We start from the raw sequence: 20,168 nt of genomic DNA on the forward strand, positions 1-20,168 counted from the left end.
AGCCTGATTTGGCACGAGTGTATGGATTGAAACCGGATTGAAAAGCGGATTAATCGCGCCGGATCAACCCTGTGATGGCTGCGGCGCCCAAGGCGGACACGATCCACCCTGCAACGGCCAAAACCCACCGTAACCAGTAAAGTTGTTGGCCCCACCATCCGCGGTTTGTCGAAGGGGCCCATGCGTCTGTTTGGCCGAAGTTGATAATTGGCATGACCACATCGAAACCATAAGCATAACGGTTGAATGTTTCCCAATCCTGCCCGGCCGCTTCCTTGGCAGACCAACTGTCAGCGGGGTTCTGGGCGTCTAAATGCGCAGCCCACCCTTGTGAATTTAGGATCACAGGCGAATTGGGCGTCATACTGCCTTCATCCCATGCGAAGTGGGCAGGGATGATTGCGGCCAGGATTAAAAAGGCCAGCGCCCAAAGGCTTTTGAAGGGGCGATGACCGTACCCGATCAAATGTTTCAAGGCTTTGTCAGCAAACACATAGTGCAAGGGGGCCCAGACCCCCATTTTGCGACGTTCATCTTTGCGCAGCAGTTCTTCGCGTTTTTCCAGAACCTTGCGGGCGGTGGTGTCATGCCCCATGTCGTGCAGCACCTTGGCCAATTGTGTGTAGGGCTGCGGGCGGAAAGTGCCTTTGTGTTTGCTGCCTTTGGCCAACCACGCCAGAAATTCGTCTGCGCCGGTTTTTGACGCGCTGATGCGATCATAGACCATACCGTCAATTTTCAAGTCACCCTGACCGGGCCAGTTTTCGAAATCTGTCGAGATGCTTTGAAACTTGGCAGATAGAAACTGGATCGCGCCACCTGTGACCGTGACGTTCTTCCAGATCATCATATCATGCACCGTCAGGCTTTGTCCCTGCAATGCAGTGCCTTCCTCGGACCCAAAGGTGCTGTCACGGAAGTTGATCTGGCCGCCGATGACGCCGCTCATCAGATACAGTGTTGCATTGGCCTGCAGGCCATGCAGGATCATGTGCCCCTCTACGTGGATGTTTTGCCCATTGATTGCGTTTTTGGATGTGACGTTCAGGACGGCTTTGCGCAAAGACAGTTGCCCACCGACCGTAGCACCGTTCAGTTCAATGCTGCGGGTGTGGAGGGTGCTTCGCATCAGTACGCTTCCGGTGATCTCCATCCCCTGCGCTTCAAGGCCGCTCAAGTGTGACCCGTCAAAATTGATCAGTTCCGACCGCAGCCCTACAGCTTTGATTTTTTGTTCAAAAACAGAGTTTTGGATGTCAATCGCACCTGGCGCTTTGCAATAGTTCAGATCCAGTTCGCCAGTGATCACAGCGCCTTTCAGAACCACGCCTGCCTCATGAAAGGCGCAAGCTTCGCACCCGCCAATAATCAAGAACCTCAGGACTTCTGCCCGGATTTCCCGTGCGTGCTGCGGTATGTCTGTGTCTGGTAAGCCGCCGCCGTCCAAGGCACATTCGGATCCGGTTTCGCAGGCTTGCAAAAGCGCTTGTTCAGCGGGGGTTAACCCAAGGTCTTCTAGCGCGGAAAGGGTTCGAATATGCGCCATGGATGGCTCCTTGGAAGTGCTTTTCGCGATGCTATCAAAATCGGCCGGATTGGGAATACTCCACCGGTCTAAATGGGTTATTTACCTGCGCTTGGTATCGCTGCGCGGTGTGTGAGGGTTCACAAGGGCTGTAAAACCCGTTAGGGCCAGCAAAACAACGAAAAACCCCTTGCACTGACAGGATTAGGTATGCGCGCGACTTTGGCTGCATTTACGAAGAACATGGACGTCACCGATTTGCGGTGGAACGCAGGGGAAGGGTTTACGCCCAGCCGACTGCGGATTGAGCTGCTGTCGGGGCTAACTGTGGCTTTGGCACTGGTTCCTGAAGCTGTGGCATTTGCTTTTGTCGCGGGTGTGCATCCGTTGGTGGGGCTTTATGCGGCCTTTTTGGTTGGGCTGATCACGGCATTATTTGGTGGCAGGCCAGGCATGATTTCAGGCGCGACCGGCGCCTTGGCTGTTGTTATGGTGGCTTTGGTCGCGCAACACGGTGTGGAATATCTGTTTGCCACTGTCGTTTTGATGGGGCTTTTGCAGATTTTTGCGGGGATAATGCAGTGGGGTAAGTTCATTCGGCTTGTGCCACATCCCGTGATGTTGGGGTTCGTCAATGGCTTGGCGATTGTGATCTTCCTAGCGCAATTGGGCCAGTTCAAAGTGCCCGGAACTATGGAAAACACCGGCCACGGTATGGGCGGCGGCGAATGGTTGTCTGGCGGGCCTTTGTATCTGATGTTGGCTTTGGTTGTTTGCACCATGGCCATCATCTGGGTGATGCCACGTATAACAAAGCTAATACCCGCCCCGTTGGCCGGCATCGGCATTGTCGCGGCTATTGTTATTTTCACAGGCATGGATGTGCCGCGTGTTGGCGATCTGACACCGGACGGTATTTCAGGTACGTTTCCGCCGTTTCATAATCCGTTTGGGGAAGGGTTGGGGCTGTATGGGACAGCTCTTGCGCCGTTCACGCTTGAGACGCTGTATATCATTCTGCCTTATGCTGTGATCCTTGCGGCTATTGGACTGATTGAATCGCTTTTGACCCTGAATTTGGTCGGTGACATGACAAATTCGCGTGGCGGTGCATCGCAAGAATGTATTGCCCAAGGTGTTGCAAACACCGTAACGGGCTTTTTCGGCGGTATGGGGGGCTGTGCGATGATCGGCCAATCCATGATTAACGTGAAATCAGGTGGTCGCACGCGTGTTGCGGGCATTGCGGCAGCCGTATTCTTGTTGCTGTTCATTCTGGTTGGATCGTCTGTCATCGAACTTATCCCGCTGGCGGCCTTGGTCGGGGTGATGTTCATGGTGGTGATTGGCACCTTTGCGTGGAATTCTTTGACAATTTTGCGCAAAGTCCCTTTGACGGATGCATTCGTTATCCTTCTGGTGACTGTGGTCACTGTTTACAAAGACTTGGCTGTAGCCGTTGTTGTCGGTGTGATTGTGAGTGCTTTGGCCTACGCGTGGAACAATGCACGCCGCATCCACGCCAAATCATACACCACGCCCGAAGGTGCAAAAGTGTACCAGATCCAGGGACCGTTGTTTTTTGGGTCGTCTGATGGATTTGTTGAAATGTTTGACATTGCAGGTGACCCCAAAGAAATCATCGTGGATTTTGCAGACAGTCGCGTGGTGGACCAATCTGCCTTGCAAGCGATCGAAGCCGTTGCAGGAAAATACGAGGCTGCCGGCAAACGCATTCAATTGCGCCACCTGAGCCGCGATTGCCATCAGTTGTTGACCAAAGCAGGGCATTTGATGATCGACAGTGATGATGATCCTGACTACGAAATCGCCGTAAACTACCAAGTACGTACTGGTATTTTAGGCGGGCATTGACGGCCGCGAAAAAGGCACAAGTGACATTTCGTTTGCGATGCTGAACCGCCCTTTATTTCAGGATGGAAAAGCAAAAAGAACCGCCCTATGTTAATTCATGGGGCGGTTCTTTTTTGGCGCCTGATTGATTTTGCACTTTGAGAGAAACGTATGATCGACCTTGAGGCCATCAAAGCGCAGCGCGGTAACAAACCTGTGCCACCCGGGACCTACGAAGAAAGCCTGGCGGCTATGGAGCAGGCGCTGGAAGAAGACGCGCCACCGTCGCCCGAGCACATAAAGATCAACAACAGGTTGGTGGCTTGGGAAGCATACTTGGGCATTGCCAAGGTGAAATCTTTCCCGACCCAGCTGCATGTCGGCTTGAACGATGTCTGCAACGCACGCTGCGCATTTTGTCAATATGCGCCGGAACGATCAACGGCCAACATGATCAAAGCAGACGATCTGCGTCGTGCCAAATGGTTGAAATATGTGCGATCTTTCTTTCCCAACGCCGGACTAAGTGAACCTTTGATCCATCCCGAAATCGAAGAGATTTTTGAAATCGTTCGGGATAACGCGCCTCACATCAACATGCATTTGACGACCAATGTGTCTTTGGTGTCTGACCGCCTGCTGCCGGTTTTGGTATCAAATTTGAATTTGATGATCATTTCCTTGAACGCTGCACGAAAAGAGACATACGAATTCCTGATGCCGCCATTAAAGTGGGACCGGATTTTGCGCAATCTTGAACGTATTCAGGAAGAAAAAGCGCGGCAAGGTCGGGCACACCCCGAATTGCAGGCGGGTTACGTTCTGAACAAACACAACTTGGACGAATTGCCTGAACTGCCGGCTTTGTTGAAAAGTATCGGATTTACGGGCTGCCGTATCATTGAATTGAAAGTGCCCGAACCCATCAAAAGTCGAGAGCTTTTAACCAAAGATGATGTGGCATCCCATGACAAGGCGCACGCGCTGAAAAAATTTGAAGAATTTGAATCGGAATGCCGTATTCACAACATCCGGTTGACCCAACCACTTCCGGCATTTTGAAAGAGGGTACAGCATGTCTTCAGACGAAAAACAGCCCGAAGTTGTAACAGATACGGCCGCTTCTGAAGCCGAAGAGACGCCGCGGCCAACGGTCAAAGATCGAAACCAGGAAAAATATCTGAAGTACCGCCATTCAGGGGAAATTTCCAAAGAATTTGGCCGCCAGATTGCGCGTGGCGAAGATCCGCGGTGCACATACCCATGGAACCGTTTGGACATTGTGTTGCGGGACAACCGAACGAAGGTTTGTTCTGATTTTCCGATCCGCCTGCCGCGTTTTGATTGGCCCACCACGGAAGACTTTCACAAAGAAGACCAGATGTGGAACCATCCATTTATGCAACGCATGCGTGGCGGAATGGGCACCACGGACGCAGTGCCCTTTTGTGACATTTGTGTACGATCGAACAAACGCGCTGTGAACAATTACGATTGGCGACGTAAAGCGCAGACCGAAACACGCAAGCTGTACCACTCGATTGAAGGCAAACTGCGAGAAGACGTTTTTCGCGGCGACCTGAACGAGATCGGTGAAGGCTTAAGCGACATGCAGTTTGTAAAACCAAACGGGAAAACTGTGCGTCTTTTCAGAGATAAAACCATGTTTTACCGGCGCCGGGTCAGCAAACACAGGTTCTTCCAAATTGGTCGTGTCTTGCAAATTGGATTGCGCAATGCGCTGGCATCGCCGTTTTTGGCTGAGGCTAATCCACATTTTGAAGCGGCGGACTTTTCCCGTGTCAAAGGCGACTTTATGACATCGGTGGTGTCCCGTTTCGGAATAGATGCGAAAGCGACACAGCTGGACCCATTGAAGCCGCTACCATTTGCCGATGACAGTTTTGACGGCGTCTGGCTGGATGGCCAAACACTGTTTCGCATGGACCGCGACGCCTTGTTTCCTGAACTAAAGCGCGTGTTGGCCGCTGACGGTGTGGTCCATGTACAGGAAGCCTACGGTGCTGGAATGCTCTTGCGTATGATCCTTGATGATCCCAATGCCAACAACGGACGTTTTGAGGTTGAAGAAATTCTTGCGCAATCCGGTCACACCGACCTTGCCACACGTTCGCGCCCGGAGGGTGCGATCGGAGCGGCACATGTGACGTTGTTTTCAGGCGAAATGGATGATGATCTGATGGCGCTACGCGCGGCGTTGGATGCGTCGGTGGCCCGCACAACAGTGCTGAACGGTATCAAACACCAAGGTGTGGGTGGGCTGTTTACAGAAAAAGAACTGCGGCGCGTATTGCGCAAACATGATCTGACGTTGGACACTGTGATGCCGCCGCAATTTGCCCAGTTTAAACCGTTACCGGCCCATGAGGATGCTCTGGCCCGCCTGTCCGGTGACAACGCGCTGATGGCTGCATTGGGCGCTGTCGCTATAGACCCAAATCAGCCCCTGACGGACATCGGGAACTATGACGGCACTGTAATTTTCAATGCGTTTGTGAATGTGACAAGCCGCAAAGGTACCACCAATTAGTCCGGAAGAAGCGGGCACCACCAACCGCCGAAAATGGCCGGTTTAGGGCCATTGAACTGGCAGCGTATTGTCGCCTTGTTGGTCTGCAACAGCTGTGCGGTAGTGTTTCATCGCATGGTCTGGCCCGAACACTGACGATTTGGGGGCGCAGCGGTGTACTTTGCCCATATGCTTGAAGCTTGTGGGCAGATCACACACAGTGTCGTCGTTGCGGTTGATGCACAAACAAAAGCCATCGTTTTTGATCCGTCCCCGGCTGCGTCGGGTGCGCGGCGCTGCAAAGCCGATGCCTGGCACTGCCCAGCTTTTGGACAGGATCTGCGTGGCCGCTGCGCCAAGCGAATGACCGATGATGTAAATCGGCTTTTCGTCATGGTGTTCGATCCAATCGTAAATGACTTTGGCATGTGCCAGAAACCCTTGGTGCCAGACTGTTCCGCTGGCGCCTTTTTGCGTTGTTTCGTCGCTCATCCGGTAGCGTTTGCCACCAATGTTCATGATCCGTAGATTGAAGCGCAGGTAATCCATTAGGGAATTTGATCCCGGAATAAGTAAAATTCCATTGGTCATCAGATGCGCCTGTACGTCGTCTTTGTCCAAGCTGCGTTTAATTTTTGTCGTCAGGCTTGTGTGTCGTTTGCCAGAATATGATGCTTCTGCCAAATTCACGGCGTCGGAAATTTTATAGCGGTGCATTGTGAGGTCCTTTGTAAAGGTCTTGCAATAATGCCGCTATTCAGAAGGTGTTTTGGGTTTGCGTCAAGCTTTGTTGCGTGTCTGCCTTCGGGGGGCGCTGCCCCCGTCCATTCGGACTCCCCCGGGATATTTTTGGCGAAAAGAAGATTGGTTTCAGGGAATGTAGGTTTCCGGTCCAATCACCCAATCCAGAATTGCGTCAGCAACGGCTTCAGGGTTTTGATGCAGCACCCAATGGTCCGCATTTGCGATGTTTGTGCGTGTTAATTGCGGCGCAAACTCTTCCAACCCCAGTGTTGTTTCTGGCAACAGTGCTGTGTCGTTTTCGCCCCAGATCAACAAATGCGGGCAGTGCACCATCAGTTTTTCGCGTGGCAACTGAGGCAGGTTTTCCAAAGGTTGCCCGGGATTTGCTACTTTTAGTGGAGAGGCTTTGTACCAGTTGATCATTCCGCGCAAACGCCCAGGTCGTTGCCATTCCGTCAGGTATGCGGCCCGGGTGTCGCCTTGCAGCCAGCCCATGTCCATATTTGCAGAAAACAAAGACAAAAGTTTCGCGCAATCATCTGCCCCCAATACCTCTTCTGCTTGGTCAGAGCGCAGAAAATTGATGTATTGGGACGCTTCGGATTGTGCGCCGCCGGCAGCCATCGCCGTTTGAAAGGGAACTGGGTGCACTCCATTTGCAATGATCAGCCGTTGCACCAGATCTGGTCGGAACATAGCCAACCCATAGGCCACCGCGGCCCCCCAGTCGTGCCCCATCACCGCAATCGGGCCGTGGCCAATCACATCGCTTTCAATCAGCGCCACCATGTCCCCGACCAATTTCGACGTGGTATAGGCCCCGACCTCTGCCGGAGCCCAGCTTTGCCCGTACCCGCGTTGGTCCGGGGCAATACAATGATACATCCCTGCCAACTTGGGCGCGAGGTCGGCGTAGCCTCCCGAATATTCCGGAAAGCCATGCAGCATCAGCAATTTCGGCAGGTGGGCTTGCCCCCATGTTTGCACATGGAATTCTTCCCCATTGAGCTGCACGAAATGGCTGGTGCCTTTCATATTATTCGCCTTTTGCTTTGCTTTCAAAGGTCAGGCCAGCCGCAGTGCGCGGCGCAAACCCTTTCCAATAGCTATGATCTGCCGTTTCTTTTCCTGCATCATCAACAGCCACAACACCGTCGCCTGCTTTGGTCACCAAATCGAAATAGGCCGCTTTGTCGGTGTCCCCTTTGATGTGCATATCCATAAAGGCTGTGGCAAAGTGTTGCGTGATGTTGTTCATCCGCGTGTTGTCCCACACGGCATCGGCGTAGTGTTCAAACGGGCCGCTGTCGCCTTCGGCAGCCAGAGCATAGGCTGCGGCTGGTGCGGGCATCGGTGCGGCCGCGTTGTGGTTTGCGTGTTCGAATGTCAGCAAATGGCGGTCGGTGCCTGTCGCTTCCTCAAAAATTGTACGCATGGCAGCGTAGACCGATACGTCATCAACACCCCCTGCAACCAACAACAACGGCTTGCGGAAACCGGACATGCCTTGTGCATCCCAAAAGCCCGCATTTTTGCCCCATGGCCCGATGGCGATCATGGCTTTGACGCGGTCGTCCACCAATGCTTCGTGGGTCTCGGAACCGGCAAGGTGCCGTTCCAGCAGCCCGTTTGGCGTGCCCCATACATATTCCGTAGAGGCTTGTGTCACACCTGCGCCGCCATAAATCAGTGCGCCGTACCCCCCCATCGAATAGCCGATGACACCCGTGGTCGATGCGTCTGTGATGGCGCCCAATGGGCCGTCCAATGCTTCCATCTGGTCGATAACAAAGCGTTGGTCCAAGGGGCGGTTCAAAAGCGTTGATCCGAAGGCCGCTTGATCGGAGTAGGTGCTGTCTGCGTGATCAATCGAGGCCACCACATAGCCTTTGGACGCAAGGTTTTCGCCAAGATGGCTCATCAGGTAGCGGTTTCCGGGGTAGCCGTGCGAAATGATGATCAGCGGATAGGTTTCGCCGCTGGCCGGGGCCGCGTCACGGGCAGCTTGGCCTGTCAGTGGCACTTCCGTTTTCCCGTCGCGCAGGATCGCGGTGTAGCTTCCACCGGCTTCGGTGCCTGCTGCGGCTGGATACCAGACTTCTACGGTCAGGGCGCGGTCGTAGGTCGGGGCGTTGTCTTCTGTGGTGTTTACAATGTCGATTTGGCCCGGGTTCACAAACTCAAGCGTTTGTACGCCGATCACACGTGCGCCATATACGGCAAGTTCCGGTGCGTCGGGGCGCACTACGTCGATTGGGTTGGCGTTGGCAGTTGTGGCGGCAAAGGTGGCAAGTGACATGCAGGTTCCGACGGCAAGTGAAATGGCGGTTTTCATAAATTGTTTCTCCGGTATGCAGGGGCAGGGCGCCCGTTAGGCCCCTGTTGCGTGCGAGGGGGCAAATAGCAACAAAACACAAGGTTACATGTCTGAGTGTGACATGTGGCGGTTTTAAATCAAGCAGTGACCTTGCGTTCCCTAGGGTCACGGCAGGGTCATCACAGGTTTTGCGCCTGTAGGCCCGGCGTCGGCAGCCGCTGCAATTTTTGCTGCGGTCCACGCAATCTATGCTAGAGATGTGGCATTTGATTAAAGTGATTGGAGCGACCCCGTGCGCAAGCATTTGGTTTTAAGCGTGCATGGCATTGGTGAACAGGTGCCCGGTACGACAGTGGATGCGTTAACAGGAACAGCGCGTGAGCAGATGGACCTGAAAGGTCCGGTGACCAACACAACAGTGATGTTGGCAGACAAAGAACATGAAGATGACGGGCAACTTGATTTGTACCCCTGCCATATGCGCCGCATCCAACAGACCGATGATACCGAACTGGTGTTTGCAGAAGCCCACTGGGCGGATCTGTCGCGTGCCCCGTCGGGCGTTCTGGCGACGCTGTTGGATTTGATGCGCCTTGTCCTTGGTTTGGGGTACCTCGCGTTGGAAAATGTGGAAAACAATGGCATTCCGCGCGGCGCAGCTGTGCGTTGGATGGTGCCTTGGTTTGTTTGGGTGTTTTATGCGGTCATTGCGCCGATAAACTTGTTTTTGTTCATTTGTGCCGCGGCTTTAGCGGTTGATCCTATGGTGTATGATCTGAATGTCGCGCCGTGGCGTGGACCTGCTTATCTGACCTCATTAGGGGTAGGATTGGCTATTCTGGGGCGCGTGATTGCGGCCCATTCCGAAAGCTTTCTGGCCCGCAGTTTTGCGCGGTCCTTTGGATGGTTTGCTGTGTTTACGGCCTTGTTTGGTACGGTTTTTCTGGTGGCTCCGGACTGGATCGAAAGCCTTTTTGCAGGGGTTTCGGGGTGCGCTGATCCGTTGATCAGTTTGTTGGGGGATATGCCCGCGCTAAGTTGCTATGTCAGCAGCGTGACTTTGTTCCTGAAGTCGGTTTGGGTGTTCGCAGTCGGGCTTTTGATCGCGCTGGTAGTCGTGTCTGTGCGGGGTGCTTTGCGGGACTTCGGGCAGAAGCGGTCCATCTACCTTGCGATTTGTGCTGCCATGCTACTGCTGTGGATGACGTTTTCCGTTGGGTTCTGGTGGGTGTTCAAGCAGGTGGCGACATCGATTGCGCGATCCGAGAACATTGTGGAAAAGGCCGCATTGATCCGGTTTTTGGATGTGCATTTTGCGGATTTAACACAAACTTTGGTCTATTCGGTATTGGCGATGTTGGTGTTGGGGTTTGTGGCGGCTATTGTGGTTGTGCGCCGTAGCCAGTTTAAACATGTGCTGGCGATGGACCCTGACGCCCCGTCTCAGCAGGACCGGTGGTACGGGCGGCTGATTTTGAATCCGAGCCTGAATATGGGATTGTTTTCGGGCATTTTGATATTGGCCTTCGGGGTCTTTTATGCGGTGGCAGAGTTTGTTTTGCCGTTTGTGTCCCAACATTTGCGGCATCAATCGGTCCCGTTTGACTGTGAAACGCTTGTGCACTTTGGTCTGCGTGTCTCTTGTGTTGTCGACACAGGCTTGAAAGCCTACGGGCACGGTGCAATCGCCGTTGTCGCGCTTTTGGGGCTTTTGATTGTCAATTTTTCGGACGTGGTGGCCATGGTCCTGGGCGTGGCGCGGGACGTGATTATCTACGTGACGCGGTCCGAATGGGCAAACCCGACCGATCCCGGAAATCCCAGCCGCTATGTCTACCGCGACCGGATTGAACGCCGTTTTACCAACACGGTTGAGAAATTGCTTGAACAAGAAGGCCCAGAGGTGGCCCGCATCACAGTTGTGTCTCATTCACAAGGCACCGTTGTTGCGCGGCGCGGTCTTCAAGCGATGTCTCATCTGGACTTGCCGCAGACCACGTTGATCACGATGGGATCGCCGCTTAGCCACATCTACGGGCAATATTTCTATGAAGACTACCAGTTCCACGGTCCGCGCCCAAAATGGTTAAAGCACTGGCACAATATTTACCGTGCAGATGACTTCGTGGGCACCACAGTACAAGGCCATGGCACCGCCGCCACCAACACCCGCGTGCGTCCCAAGGGGCACACGGGCTACTGGGTGGATCGCAATGTCTGGGACGTTTTTGAACAGCGTGGGGTGTTTAAAGGGCTTTAGCCCATGCCAAAGCGTCTTCCAAACGGTCGTTGCCCCAGAACAGTTCACCGTCTTCGGTTGTGAAGCTTGGGGAACCATACAAGCCCAATTCCTGTGCGGAATGCGTTGTTGCACGCAGCGTGTCTTTGACGGTCTGGTCGGTTTGCGCCTGTGTGATCAAAGCCTCACCATCAAGGTTCAGTGTTTGCAAAACCGATGCCACATCTTCGGATGTCGCAATGCTGAAGCCTTGGGCAAACTGGCGGGAATACATCGCTTTTGTGAAGGCGGGCCCCCAAGGTTCGGTGGCTCCCAAAGTGGCAAGGCGGGCAGCCAGCATGGTGTTTTGAGGAAACGGATCGGGGTGCTTGATGTCTGGCAACCCATATTTGATCGCCTGCCGTTCCATGTCGCGCCACATGTTCTCGCCTTTGGCTGGAAACAGGTTGAATGGTGATGTCGTCCAGCCTTGCGCCCCGAAAATCGGCCCCAGCAAAAAGGGGCGCCATGTCACCGTCACGTCAAACTCGTCAGCCAGTTTGTCGATGCGCATGGCCGAAAGGTAAGAGTAAGTTGATGCCAGTTCGTACCAGAATGTCAGCTTTGGCATTTGCCCTCCAAGTGGTGTTTGTGTTGACTGCTGCGATTTGGGATGGACTTTGCGCTTGGCGCAGATATCCCTGTGCATATGCACACTAAGACAATGACATATCCCGGCCACGTCAAGGCCGTAACGGTTTTGGGCTTGCCTTTAATTGGCGGGCATCTGGCGCAGATGGCAATTGGTGTGACTGATACGGTTATGTTGGGGTGGTATTCGGTCGACGCTTTGGCTGCTGGTGTTTTGGGATCCACTTTTTTCTTTACGTTATTTTTGTTTGGTGCGGGGTTTGCATGGGCCGTGATGCCGATGGTTGCCAGCCAAGAGGCCGAAGGCGATGAGGTTGCATTGCGCCGCACCACGCGCATGGGCTTGTGGTTGTCTGTTGCGTATTCGCTTTTGGTTTTGCCATTGATGTTCTGGTCGCGCCCGGTGCTGGATTTGCTGGGGCAGGATCCGGGGGTCGCCGAGGACGCGGCGCGGTACTTGCGCATTGCGGGCTTTGGTATTGTGCCGGCTTTGTTGGTTATGACCATCAAAAGCTACCTTGCAGCGCTGGAACGGACGAATGTGGTGTTGGTGATCACGATTGCCTCTGCCTTTGCCAATGCAATCGTCAATTGGGCGTTGATTTTTGGCAATTGGGGGGCGCCTGAAATGGGCGTCGTGGGTGCTGCTGTTGCATCGGTGGTGACCCAGATTGTGGCGTTGATCGGGATCATAATCTACGCGGTCTGGGTGTTTCCGCATCACCAGATGTTTGTGCGTTTGTGGCGGGCTGATTGGGACATGCTGGGGCGTGTCTTTAAGTTGGGCCTGCCGATCGGATTGACGTCACTGAGTGAAACGGGCCTGTTCGCGGGATCTACATTGATGATGGGGTGGTTGGGAACCGTCCCCTTGGCCGCGCATGGGATCGCGATGCAACTGGTCGCGCTGACGTTTATGATGCACCTTGGTTTAAGCAATGTGGCTACAATTCGCGCCAGCAATGCCTTTGGCCGCCGGGATTGGAAACATATGGCGCGTGGCGGGCATGTGGTGACGGTGATGTCACTGGTGTTTGCATTGCTGACAATCGCGGTTTTCGTTGGCATACCGATGCCGTTTATCAATGCATTTATGCAAGAAAATGAACCGGCCCGCGCAGAAATCATGGCCATTGGTGTTGGCTTGTTGGCGATGGCTGCCCTGTTCCAGATGATGGATGGAATTCAGGTGATTGCGTTGGGGTTGCTACGTGGCATTCAGGATACGGCAGTCCCGATGGTGATTGCGGCCTTCAGCTACTGGGCGGTGGGCATCCCGTGTTCTTATCTGTTGGGTTTTGTTTTCGGATATGAAGGTGTCGGCGTTTGGTCTGGCTTGGTTGTCGGGCTTGCAGTTGCAGCGTTGCTTTTGATGCTGCGGTTCTGGGCCGTGTCGTACAGGCGTTTGAAATCTGCAACGCCAAACCGGGTGTCGTAGTCCGGTTTCAGTGACGCATCCCTAGCAGTACAGATTGTGGTACTTTCGGGTTTTGCAAGGTCGGAACAACGGCGCCGGGCAAGGTAAAGCGGATCATACTGCCGACGCCGTCCAACGCATGGGATGCAGAAATTAAACCGCCCCGCGCTTCAATCATGCGGCGCACCCCGAGTAAGCCATATCCGCTGTCAGTACGCAGTCCGCCCCCGCCCAAGAAAGCCATCGCGGGGTCTTTGAACCCTTTTCCGTTATCTTGCACGATGATCTCGATCGTATCGTCTTTGGCCTTGGCGCGGATGCGCATCTGAACGCGATCGCGACCACAATGTTTGAACGCATTGTCGATCAGGTTGCGCAACGCGATCAGCAGAGTGGCCCGATCAGCTAAAATCCATGTCTCATCGCATTGGAAATCGTGGTGGTCGAACGGGTCAAGCATCACAAACACATCGCGGCAAATAGTATTGAGCGAAAACGCTTCTGGGGCACGCACATTTGTCGTCGTTTGTGCATGGGACAATAAGTCTGTGATCAGTTCGGTCGCTTTTCCGGCCACCTGTTCCAGACTGTCGATCAGGTCAAGCTTGCCATCCCCAAGGTCTTCGAAGTTTTCGCGCAACATATCCGCAAGCAGGGTGACATGGCGCATCGGGGTGCGCAGATCATGGGCTGCCAACGCCACAAAGTCTTCCAGTTCATGTGTGAGGGTGTCGGTGTTGGCTTGTGCTTCGTCCGCAAGTGTCTGGGCCGTTACGTCCTGTGAAACACCCACGATTTGAACGATCCGACCTTGCGCATTACGAATTGTGCGTAAATGGGTCTGTGCGCTGCGCAACGCGGACCCCAAAGGCAGAGTCAAAATGTAGGCCTGCGGGACGCCATGTTGCAAACACGAGACGTGGTGTTCAAACGCGACTTTCCCAAACCTTCCCGGAAAAACCGTCATTGCAGTTTCCCCGAGGGTCAGGTGGCGTGGGCGTTTCACACCATTTAGCCACGCTTCATTCACGCCAGTATAGATCGGCAAACCGTCTTGATCAGGTTCCAGCAAAAATGCCGGTTGCCCGATGGTTTCCAACAGTTCAGGTGTCATTTTTTGCATAAAGCGTGCCGGGTTGTTGCGTCCTGCCGCTCTTTTTCCACAAAGAGTTTAACGGGACGCTAAACCACGTCACATTGTCGCGAAACCGTATCAACCACTGTACCAGACCGCCATTTGCACAGTCTTAGTCCTTCATCAGGCGGTCCGCTTTTTTGCGCACAAGGGTGCTGCGCAAGTCGTGCATGGCCAATAGTAATGCGTCAGTCACGTCTTCCAATTGCGCATCAGATGCTTTGGACTGCACCCACTGGGTCGTCAGATTCATATAGTCTACGGCGCGGTGAATGTCGTCGATGTCGCGGTGCGCAAGGACTGCGGCCCGTTGCTCCATCCAGGCTTTGATCTCGGAAAGGTCGGTATCACTGAGGGTGCGGTCACCGTGTGGCTTGATTTCGCCATTGCGAATGTTGATCACAGCGACCTGATCCATTTCGATACGCCGTTGCCGGTTTTCGGTGTCTACGCGGAACACCATCGCGCCATTTTCACGCACGCGAAAATAATACTCAGGCAATTCTCCTGCCATACTCGTTATCCTTAGTCTGTCATGGACGCGCAAAAGGTCTGTATACGCGCGCAGGCCTCTTTGAGGGCCTCGTCAGAGGTAGCGTAGCTGACGCGGAAGTTTGGCGATAGTCCGAATGCAGCTCCGAAGACGACCGCTACTCCGGTTTCCTCCAGCAGCGCGTTGGCGAAGATCTCGTCGTTTTCGATCTTTGTTCCACCGGCGGAGGTCTTGCCGATCACGCCTGAGATGGACGGATAGACATAAAATGCGCCTTCCGGCACAGGGCAGCTGATGCCTTCGGCCGCGTTCAACATGTCCACAACCAGATTGCGACGGCGCACAAAAATTTCGTTGTTGTCGGCAATAAAGTCGTGTTGCCCGTTCAAGGCCTCGACCGCGGCCCATTGGCTGATGGTGCAAGGGTTCGATGTGGATTGTGATTGCACCTTTCGCATCGCCGCGATCAGTTCCACAGGCCCCGCTGCGTAACCGATCCGCCAACCGGTCATCGCATAGGCTTTGGACACACCGTTGGTGGTCAGGGTGCGGTCATACAGGCGTGGTTCGACTTCGGCGGGGGTGCAGAATTTGAACCCGTCGTAGGCAAGGAATTCATACATGTCATCCGACATCACCCAAACATGCGGGTGGCGCATCAACACGTCCGTCAGTTCCTTCAGCTCGTCCCACGTGTACCCGGCGCCAGTTGGGTTGGAGGGCGAATTGAAGATGAACCATTTGGTGTTGGGTGTGATTGCAGCCTCAAGTTGGTCTGCTGTCAGCTTGTAATTTGTTTGCACGCTGGCTTGCGCGATCACAGGTGTGCCACCGGCCAACAGTACCATGTCGGGGTAGCTAACCCAATACGGGGCAGGGATCACCACCTCGTCGCCTTCGTTCAGGGTTGCCATCAGCGCGTTGTAAAGGATCTGCTTGCCGCCAGAAGACACGCTGACCTGGTTGGGTTCATAGCTCAGTTTGTTGTCGCGTTTGAATTTGGCGCATACGGCTTCTTTCAGTTCTTTGATACCATCAACAGCGGTGTATTTGGTTTTGCCCATGGCAATGGCGACCACTGCGGCGTCTTTAATGTGCTGCGGTGTATCAAAGTCCGGCTCACCGGCACCGAGGCCAATGACATCGTGCCCAGCAGCCTTCAATTCCTGCGCTTTGTTCGTCACGGCGATGGTCGGGGACGGTTTGACGCGGTCAAGAGTGTCGGAGAGCAGTTTCATTTCGGCCTCGATTTGGTTAGAGCTGGTCGCAGAACTGTCATAGGGGGGGCTTGCCCTCCGATCAACCGCAGAAGGCGAAGCATATCATGGACGACACAGAAAACTGGTACGGACAAGACGCGGCAACCTTTGGGGACAGGGTGGCAGCAGCCCGTGAACAGGCCGGCATGGCGCAAAAAGATTTGGCACGCCGGTTGGGCATTCGTCTTGATACATTGCGCAAATGGGAAAACGATTTGTCCGAACCGCGTGCCAACCGTTTGTCGATGATGGCGGGCTTGTTGAACGTATCCATGATGTGGCTCATCAACGGTGAGGGTGTCGGAATGGATGCGCCGGCCGATGCCGACGCCCGTGATGATACGGCACGCGCGATCTTGCTTGAGCTGCGCGATATGCGCGCTGATTTGCTGGCCCGTGCGGAACAAGTTGCGCGGCTTGAAAAGCGGTTGCGCACAGTTTTGGACGCAAATTCGAATGGCTGAGTTGTATGAACATCGTCTGAAACGTTTGCGTATGCGGTCGATGCGTCGGGGCATCAAAGAGATGGACATCATTCTGTCTGCATTTGCCGATGAGCATCTGGCAGAAATGTCCGACGCTGAACTTTTGCAATACGATTCGTTGCTCAATGAAAACGACCAGGACTTGTATCAATGGGTGACGGGCCAACATAGCCCACCGGATGAATTGGCTGATCTCGTTACACGTATAGCGGTCCAATTTCAGGATAAAACTGCTTAAACACCCGCTTTTTAACTCATTATTGTGAAATTTGATCCAGTTTTGTTCCAAAGAGCAGACTGAGTCGGAGAAACATAATGAGCATCCAAGACCCAATGATGGCGGCCCACGTTAAGGGCTTTATGGGCGGCTACCTCGAAGCCCTCTCTTTGGTTGAACGCCTGCACCGGTTGTTGCTGGATGTCATCAAAGATGAATTCGAACGTGTCGGCGTGTTGGAAATCAACGCGGTTCAAGCGCTGTTGTTGTTCAATATCGGTGACAATGAGGTGACCGCTGGCGAATTAAAAAGCCGCGGCTATTATCAAGGCAGCAATGTCAGCTACAACCTAAAGAAACTGGTGGAAATGGGCTATATGCACCATCAGCGGTGCGAAATTGATCGGCGATCTGTGCGCGTTAGGTTGACCGAAAAAGGCCGCAACATTCGAGATGTGGTGACTGATTTGTTTGAACGTCACGCAGAAGGTTTGCAATCGCGCGGCGTGATTGGCCCGGATGGTATCGAAAACATTACCAGTTCTTTGAAGCGGGTGGAACGGTATTGGACAGATCAGATCCGCTACATCTACTAGAACACAGTCATCGCGACGACATGGACCGCTGCGTTGCCCCAATCGGGTCAGCGCAGGTCGCGTTTTTGGGTCCCCGCGTCCAGATCGTGTTCGGACATCATCAGCGTCTGCAATTCGCGTTCCAGCTTGCGTTGCATGGCTTGGGCGTATGCATCAAAGCCTAAAGCCGTTTCCACAAAAGAATCCGGACCCAAAACCACCTCTGCATGGAAATAGGCAGATAGGCCGGCAATGTCGGCCTGTCGGTTATCGCCCGACTGGGGCGCATCTGCGCCAATGACCAAAGCGTTTATTGTGATGTCATCATGTAACAACACGGGTTTTACGTCTCTGGGTCGCGCCCCGAGATTGGATTTCCCATCTCCGGAAATATCCAAGGTATGCTTCCAGCACTCAGGTTGCATTGCAAGATGACGGGCACCCAGGATCATGGCATCCCCCAAGGCGGTGCCGGGACTGGTGGCGCGACGGACGGTCTGTTGCAGGATTTCGGTAACGTCATCCAGATCGGCTACAGACATGATCGGGGTCCAAGGCAGTATCAGCGCCTGATCCGCCGGACCGCTCCATTCATAAATCAGCAAACTGACGTGGGATCCGGGCGTGTCCCAAAGTGCTGCTTGCACCGTTGGCGCATTCAGTGCCGCGGCAACACCGTCCAGTTGCAAACGGTATTCCCGCGCGTCCACAGACCCCGAAACATCCAGCCCCAACGCCAATGCCTGACGGCATTGTGCTTGTGCCAAACTACCGATGGTTTGTGTGGCGAAAACCGCAAAAACGATCGCATAAAGGGAAGAAGGCAGATGAGAACACCGATGCATATTCCTATCCCGGACCAGGCAGCGGCAAAGCACCCAGAATGGGCAAAGACAGCTCACGCACCAGTTTGCGTCGCATCGCGCGGGCGTAATCGTCAAACCCTTGTGCCACAACAATAAATGCGCCCGGGCCGTGCATGACCTGGCCTTCATAAAAGGCGATCAGGCCGGTTTCAGCTTCAAAGTCGGCCCCGTTTACGACCAACCCGTTAACGGTTACATCGTCAAAAGGGAATTCTCGGTAGGCCGCTTGGGGTCCAAAGCCTTCGTTGTTTTGGCCGTCGCCCGCCATGTCTAGCGTCTTGGTGTCGCATTTCGGGGCGCGGGCCAACATTTTCGCCCCGAACCCAAGCGCGTATCCCATGGCTGTCGGGAAATCGTTGTGGCTGCGTTTGCTATCAGCGACGGTTTCTGCAGCCGCCAGCAAATCGGCGGGCGTGTCGATGATGACCCAGTCCAGCAATACTTCCTGATTGTAGCGCCCTGACCACTCATAGATGCCCAAAGCCACCGGAACATCAGACGCAAAGAACGCATTTTGCACCTCGGGGGCTATCAACGCTGAAACAATACCACCCCGTTGCAATTGATCTTCCGCAGCATCAACCGAACTGGACACATCGACCGCCAAAAGTAACGCAAGGCGGCAGGCAAAAGCGGGCAAGGGCAGGGCGGACAGAGCAAAGGCAAAGAGGGCAGATCTCATCCGGGATTATCCGATGCTGGTCGCGCACTGAGCACCGTGGGGGACAATTCGCGCATCAATTTGCGGGTCATGGCGCGGGTGTAATCCTCGAACCCGTCGGCAACTTCGATAAACGCACCTGGTCCGTGTTTGACATGAGCTTCGTAGTAGGCGGTGACGCCAAGATCCATGCCCAGATCCAAAACCCGGACCACAAGACCGTTCACAGTGATTTCGTCATAGGCCGGATCGGCGTAGGCCAGCTTGGGCGGATACCCTGTGTTGCTTTTGCCGTCTCCGGCCACGTCCAATGTCTTAAACAAACAGTCAGGGGCTTTTGCAAACATCTCGGCCCCGAACGTCAAGGCGTGGCCCATGGCAGTGGGAAAATCGATTTGGCCGCGTTTGCTGTGTGCGATGGTGTGCGCCGCGCGTGAAAGATCGGCGGGGGTCTTCAAAATGGTCCAGTCCAACATGACCTGCTGGTGATGGCGCCCGGACCATTCGAAGGCGGCGAGGGCTACGGTTTGATCGGTGGCGAAAACGGCACGTTTCACATTTGCAGCATTTAAGGCGTTTGACAGTCCTTTGCGCTGAAGCGCGTCTTCGGTCGCATTGACGGAATTGGACACATCCACCGCAAGCAGCAAGGCCAAGCGGCAGTCTGCCTGAGCGGAAGTGACGCAAGCCACCGCCGCTAAGGCCACGCATGCAGCGTAGGGCTTCACCAGTGCCCTGTGTTTTCCATACTGGCCCAAGGTTCGGCAGGCTCAAGGTTGTCACCGGCTTGCAGCAGCTCAATCGAGATATTGTCGGGGCTGCGTACAAACGCCATGTGCCCATCGCGGGGCGGACGGTTGATGGTGACGCCATTGTCCATAAGATGTTGGCATGTTTCATAAATGTTATCAACGCGGTACGCCAGATGGCCAAAATGACGGCCGTCTGATGGCAATCCGTCATCACCATCCCAGTTGTATGTCAGCTCAACGGGGCAGTCTTCGTCCCCTTCAGCCGCCATGAAGATCAGAGAAAACCGGCCGCCTTCGCTGTCGTACCGGCGGGTTTCTTTCATCCCCAGCAATTCAAAAAACGCGATGGATTTTTCCAGATCGGCCACGCGGACCATTGTGTGCAGATATTTCAGCGGCATGTGTTTGTCCTGTATTGGAATAACGTCACCTTCCAACCTAGCATGTCCGCGGCGCGATGCCAGCGGCT

20 protein-coding genes are annotated in these 20,168 nt (G+C 54.2%); 8 read left to right on the forward strand and 12 right to left on the reverse strand.

Features of this window, described 5'->3' with window-relative positions; translation table 11 throughout:
- Window positions 1-49: 49 nt before the first annotated feature.
- Entirely contained in the window at window positions 50-1,546 is a 1,497-nt protein-coding gene (locus tag ASD8599_RS06415) for a hypothetical protein (protein WP_108827768.1), read from the reverse strand.
- A gap of 189 nt (window positions 1,547-1,735) precedes the next feature.
- Between ASD8599_RS06415 and ASD8599_RS06420 the strand changes: the two genes are divergently transcribed.
- The 3 genes from ASD8599_RS06420 to ASD8599_RS06430 all read left to right on the forward strand — a co-directional run bounded on the left by ASD8599_RS06420 (window position 1,736) and on the right by ASD8599_RS06430 (window position 5,930).
- Window positions 1,736-3,400 (forward strand): SulP family inorganic anion transporter, encoded by a 1,665-nt coding sequence (locus tag ASD8599_RS06420; RefSeq protein WP_108827769.1) that lies wholly within the window; start codon window positions 1,736-1,738, stop codon window positions 3,398-3,400.
- A 150-nt stretch (window positions 3,401-3,550) separates the two neighbouring features.
- The gene (locus ASD8599_RS06425; protein ID WP_108827770.1) at window positions 3,551-4,441 is read left to right on the forward strand and encodes a radical SAM protein; all 891 of its coding nucleotides are present in this window, start codon (window positions 3,551-3,553) and stop codon (window positions 4,439-4,441) included.
- A gap of 13 nt (window positions 4,442-4,454) precedes the next feature.
- Window positions 4,455-5,930, forward strand: a complete 1,476-nt coding sequence (locus tag ASD8599_RS06430; RefSeq protein ID WP_108827771.1) for a class I SAM-dependent methyltransferase — start codon at window positions 4,455-4,457, stop codon at window positions 5,928-5,930.
- A gap of 42 nt (window positions 5,931-5,972) precedes the next feature.
- On the opposite strand, the gene ASD8599_RS06435 is transcribed toward ASD8599_RS06430, so the two are convergent.
- The 3 genes from ASD8599_RS06435 to ASD8599_RS06445 form a co-directional block, all read right to left on the reverse strand.
- Window positions 5,973-6,626 carry an alpha/beta hydrolase family protein gene (locus ASD8599_RS06435; protein ID WP_108827772.1) on the reverse strand — a complete coding sequence of 218 codons (654 nt, stop codon included), beginning with the start codon at window positions 6,624-6,626 and terminating at the stop codon, window positions 5,973-5,975.
- 153 nt (window positions 6,627-6,779) lie between these two features.
- Window positions 6,780-7,688 (reverse strand): alpha/beta fold hydrolase, encoded by a 909-nt coding sequence (locus tag ASD8599_RS06440; RefSeq protein WP_108827773.1) that lies wholly within the window; start codon window positions 7,686-7,688, stop codon window positions 6,780-6,782.
- 1 nt (window position 7,689) lies between these two features.
- Window positions 7,690-8,988: an alpha/beta hydrolase family protein gene (locus ASD8599_RS06445; protein WP_108827774.1), complete on the reverse strand. Its 1,299-nt coding sequence runs from the start codon at window positions 8,986-8,988 to the stop codon at window positions 7,690-7,692.
- A gap of 274 nt (window positions 8,989-9,262) precedes the next feature.
- Between ASD8599_RS06445 and ASD8599_RS06450 the strand changes: the two genes are divergently transcribed.
- On the forward strand, window positions 9,263-11,230 hold the full coding sequence (locus tag ASD8599_RS06450; protein ID WP_108827775.1) for a hypothetical protein: 1,968 nt from the start codon (window positions 9,263-9,265) through the stop codon (window positions 11,228-11,230).
- Here ASD8599_RS06450 and ASD8599_RS06455 read toward each other — a convergent pair.
- Complete coding sequence (locus ASD8599_RS06455; protein ID WP_108827776.1) at window positions 11,217-11,819, reverse strand: 2-hydroxychromene-2-carboxylate isomerase; 603 nt, start codon at window positions 11,817-11,819, stop codon at window positions 11,217-11,219. The genes ASD8599_RS06450 and ASD8599_RS06455 overlap by 14 nt on opposite strands.
- Before the next feature lie 93 nt (window positions 11,820-11,912).
- On the opposite strand from ASD8599_RS06455, the gene ASD8599_RS06460 reads away from it, so the two are divergent.
- Window positions 11,913-13,277: an MATE family efflux transporter gene (locus tag ASD8599_RS06460; RefSeq protein WP_108830040.1), complete on the forward strand. Its 1,365-nt coding sequence runs from the start codon at window positions 11,913-11,915 to the stop codon at window positions 13,275-13,277.
- A gap of 7 nt (window positions 13,278-13,284) precedes the next feature.
- On the opposite strand, the gene ASD8599_RS06465 is transcribed toward ASD8599_RS06460, so the two are convergent.
- The 3 genes from ASD8599_RS06465 to ASD8599_RS06475 all read right to left on the reverse strand — a co-directional run bounded on the left by ASD8599_RS06465 (window position 13,285) and on the right by ASD8599_RS06475 (window position 16,122).
- Entirely contained in the window at window positions 13,285-14,379 is a 1,095-nt protein-coding gene (locus tag ASD8599_RS06465) for a PAS domain-containing sensor histidine kinase (protein ID WP_108827777.1), read from the reverse strand.
- Between the two features lie 124 nt (window positions 14,380-14,503).
- Complete coding sequence (locus ASD8599_RS06470; protein ID WP_108827778.1) at window positions 14,504-14,905, reverse strand: hypothetical protein; 402 nt, start codon at window positions 14,903-14,905, stop codon at window positions 14,504-14,506.
- Window positions 14,906-14,916: 11 nt separating this feature from the next.
- Window positions 14,917-16,122: a pyridoxal phosphate-dependent aminotransferase gene (locus ASD8599_RS06475; protein ID WP_108827779.1), complete on the reverse strand. Its 1,206-nt coding sequence runs from the start codon at window positions 16,120-16,122 to the stop codon at window positions 14,917-14,919.
- Between the two features lie 86 nt (window positions 16,123-16,208).
- On the opposite strand from ASD8599_RS06475, the gene ASD8599_RS06480 reads away from it, so the two are divergent.
- The 3 genes from ASD8599_RS06480 (at window position 16,209) to ASD8599_RS06490 (ending at window position 17,441) form a co-directional block, all read left to right on the forward strand.
- Window positions 16,209-16,607 (forward strand): helix-turn-helix domain-containing protein, encoded by a 399-nt coding sequence (locus ASD8599_RS06480; RefSeq protein WP_108827780.1) that lies wholly within the window; start codon window positions 16,209-16,211, stop codon window positions 16,605-16,607.
- Window positions 16,600-16,866 carry a succinate dehydrogenase assembly factor 2 gene (locus tag ASD8599_RS06485; protein WP_108827781.1) on the forward strand — a complete coding sequence of 89 codons (267 nt, stop codon included), beginning with the start codon at window positions 16,600-16,602 and terminating at the stop codon, window positions 16,864-16,866. Before ASD8599_RS06480 ends, ASD8599_RS06485 begins: the two co-directional genes overlap by 8 nt.
- 77 nt (window positions 16,867-16,943) lie before the next feature.
- Window positions 16,944-17,441 (forward strand): MarR family winged helix-turn-helix transcriptional regulator, encoded by a 498-nt coding sequence (locus ASD8599_RS06490; RefSeq protein ID WP_108827782.1) that lies wholly within the window; start codon window positions 16,944-16,946, stop codon window positions 17,439-17,441.
- Window positions 17,442-17,488: 47 nt separating this feature from the next.
- On the opposite strand, the gene ASD8599_RS06495 is transcribed toward ASD8599_RS06490, so the two are convergent.
- Genes ASD8599_RS06495 through ASD8599_RS06510 form a run of 4 tightly spaced genes read right to left on the reverse strand, consistent with a single transcriptional unit; the run spans window position 17,489 to window position 20,100 of the window.
- Window positions 17,489-18,265 carry a DUF1194 domain-containing protein gene (locus tag ASD8599_RS06495; protein ID WP_108827783.1) on the reverse strand — a complete coding sequence of 259 codons (777 nt, stop codon included), beginning with the start codon at window positions 18,263-18,265 and terminating at the stop codon, window positions 17,489-17,491.
- A gap of 4 nt (window positions 18,266-18,269) precedes the next feature.
- Window positions 18,270-18,968 carry a DUF1194 domain-containing protein gene (locus ASD8599_RS06500; RefSeq protein ID WP_108827784.1) on the reverse strand — a complete coding sequence of 233 codons (699 nt, stop codon included), beginning with the start codon at window positions 18,966-18,968 and terminating at the stop codon, window positions 18,270-18,272.
- Complete coding sequence (locus ASD8599_RS06505) at window positions 18,965-19,675, reverse strand: DUF1194 domain-containing protein (RefSeq protein ID WP_306418869.1); 711 nt, start codon at window positions 19,673-19,675, stop codon at window positions 18,965-18,967. The genes ASD8599_RS06500 and ASD8599_RS06505 overlap by 4 nt, the downstream gene beginning before the upstream one ends.
- Window positions 19,672-20,100: a VOC family protein gene (locus ASD8599_RS06510; protein ID WP_108827785.1), complete on the reverse strand. Its 429-nt coding sequence runs from the start codon at window positions 20,098-20,100 to the stop codon at window positions 19,672-19,674. Before ASD8599_RS06510 ends, ASD8599_RS06505 begins: the two co-directional genes overlap by 4 nt.
- Window positions 20,101-20,168: the final 68 nt, after the last annotated feature.

It is taken from the genome of Ascidiaceihabitans donghaensis (genome assembly GCF_900302465.1).
Classification (GTDB): Bacteria; Pseudomonadota; Alphaproteobacteria; order Rhodobacterales; family Rhodobacteraceae; genus Ascidiaceihabitans; species Ascidiaceihabitans donghaensis.

Coding starts and splice junctions, on each gene's coding strand:
- ASD8599_RS06415 (WP_108827768.1), bottom strand. CDS start 1,546: ATGGCGCATATTCGAACCCTTTCCGCGCTAGAAGACCTTGGGTTAACC.
- ASD8599_RS06420 (WP_108827769.1), top strand. CDS start 1,736: ATGCGCGCGACTTTGGCTGCATTTACGAAGAACATGGACGTCACCGAT.
- ASD8599_RS06425 (WP_108827770.1), top strand. CDS start 3,551: ATGATCGACCTTGAGGCCATCAAAGCGCAGCGCGGTAACAAACCTGTG.
- ASD8599_RS06430 (WP_108827771.1), top strand. CDS start 4,455: ATGTCTTCAGACGAAAAACAGCCCGAAGTTGTAACAGATACGGCCGCT.
- ASD8599_RS06435 (WP_108827772.1), bottom strand. CDS start 6,626: ATGCACCGCTATAAAATTTCCGACGCCGTGAATTTGGCAGAAGCATCA.
- ASD8599_RS06440 (WP_108827773.1), bottom strand. CDS start 7,688: ATGAAAGGCACCAGCCATTTCGTGCAGCTCAATGGGGAAGAATTCCAT.
- ASD8599_RS06445 (WP_108827774.1), bottom strand. CDS start 8,988: ATGAAAACCGCCATTTCACTTGCCGTCGGAACCTGCATGTCACTTGCC.
- ASD8599_RS06455 (WP_108827776.1), bottom strand. CDS start 11,819: ATGCCAAAGCTGACATTCTGGTACGAACTGGCATCAACTTACTCTTAC.
- ASD8599_RS06460 (WP_108830040.1), top strand. CDS start 11,913: ATGACATATCCCGGCCACGTCAAGGCCGTAACGGTTTTGGGCTTGCCT.
- ASD8599_RS06465 (WP_108827777.1), bottom strand. CDS start 14,379: ATGCAAAAAATGACACCTGAACTGTTGGAAACCATCGGGCAACCGGCA.
- ASD8599_RS06470 (WP_108827778.1), bottom strand. CDS start 14,905: ATGGCAGGAGAATTGCCTGAGTATTATTTTCGCGTGCGTGAAAATGGC.
- ASD8599_RS06475 (WP_108827779.1), bottom strand. CDS start 16,122: ATGAAACTGCTCTCCGACACTCTTGACCGCGTCAAACCGTCCCCGACC.
- ASD8599_RS06480 (WP_108827780.1), top strand. CDS start 16,209: ATGGACGACACAGAAAACTGGTACGGACAAGACGCGGCAACCTTTGGG.
- ASD8599_RS06485 (WP_108827781.1), top strand. CDS start 16,600: ATGGCTGAGTTGTATGAACATCGTCTGAAACGTTTGCGTATGCGGTCG.
- ASD8599_RS06490 (WP_108827782.1), top strand. CDS start 16,944: ATGAGCATCCAAGACCCAATGATGGCGGCCCACGTTAAGGGCTTTATG.
- ASD8599_RS06495 (WP_108827783.1), bottom strand. CDS start 18,265: ATGCATCGGTGTTCTCATCTGCCTTCTTCCCTTTATGCGATCGTTTTT.
- ASD8599_RS06500 (WP_108827784.1), bottom strand. CDS start 18,968: ATGAGATCTGCCCTCTTTGCCTTTGCTCTGTCCGCCCTGCCCTTGCCC.
- ASD8599_RS06510 (WP_108827785.1), bottom strand. CDS start 20,100: ATGCCGCTGAAATATCTGCACACAATGGTCCGCGTGGCCGATCTGGAA.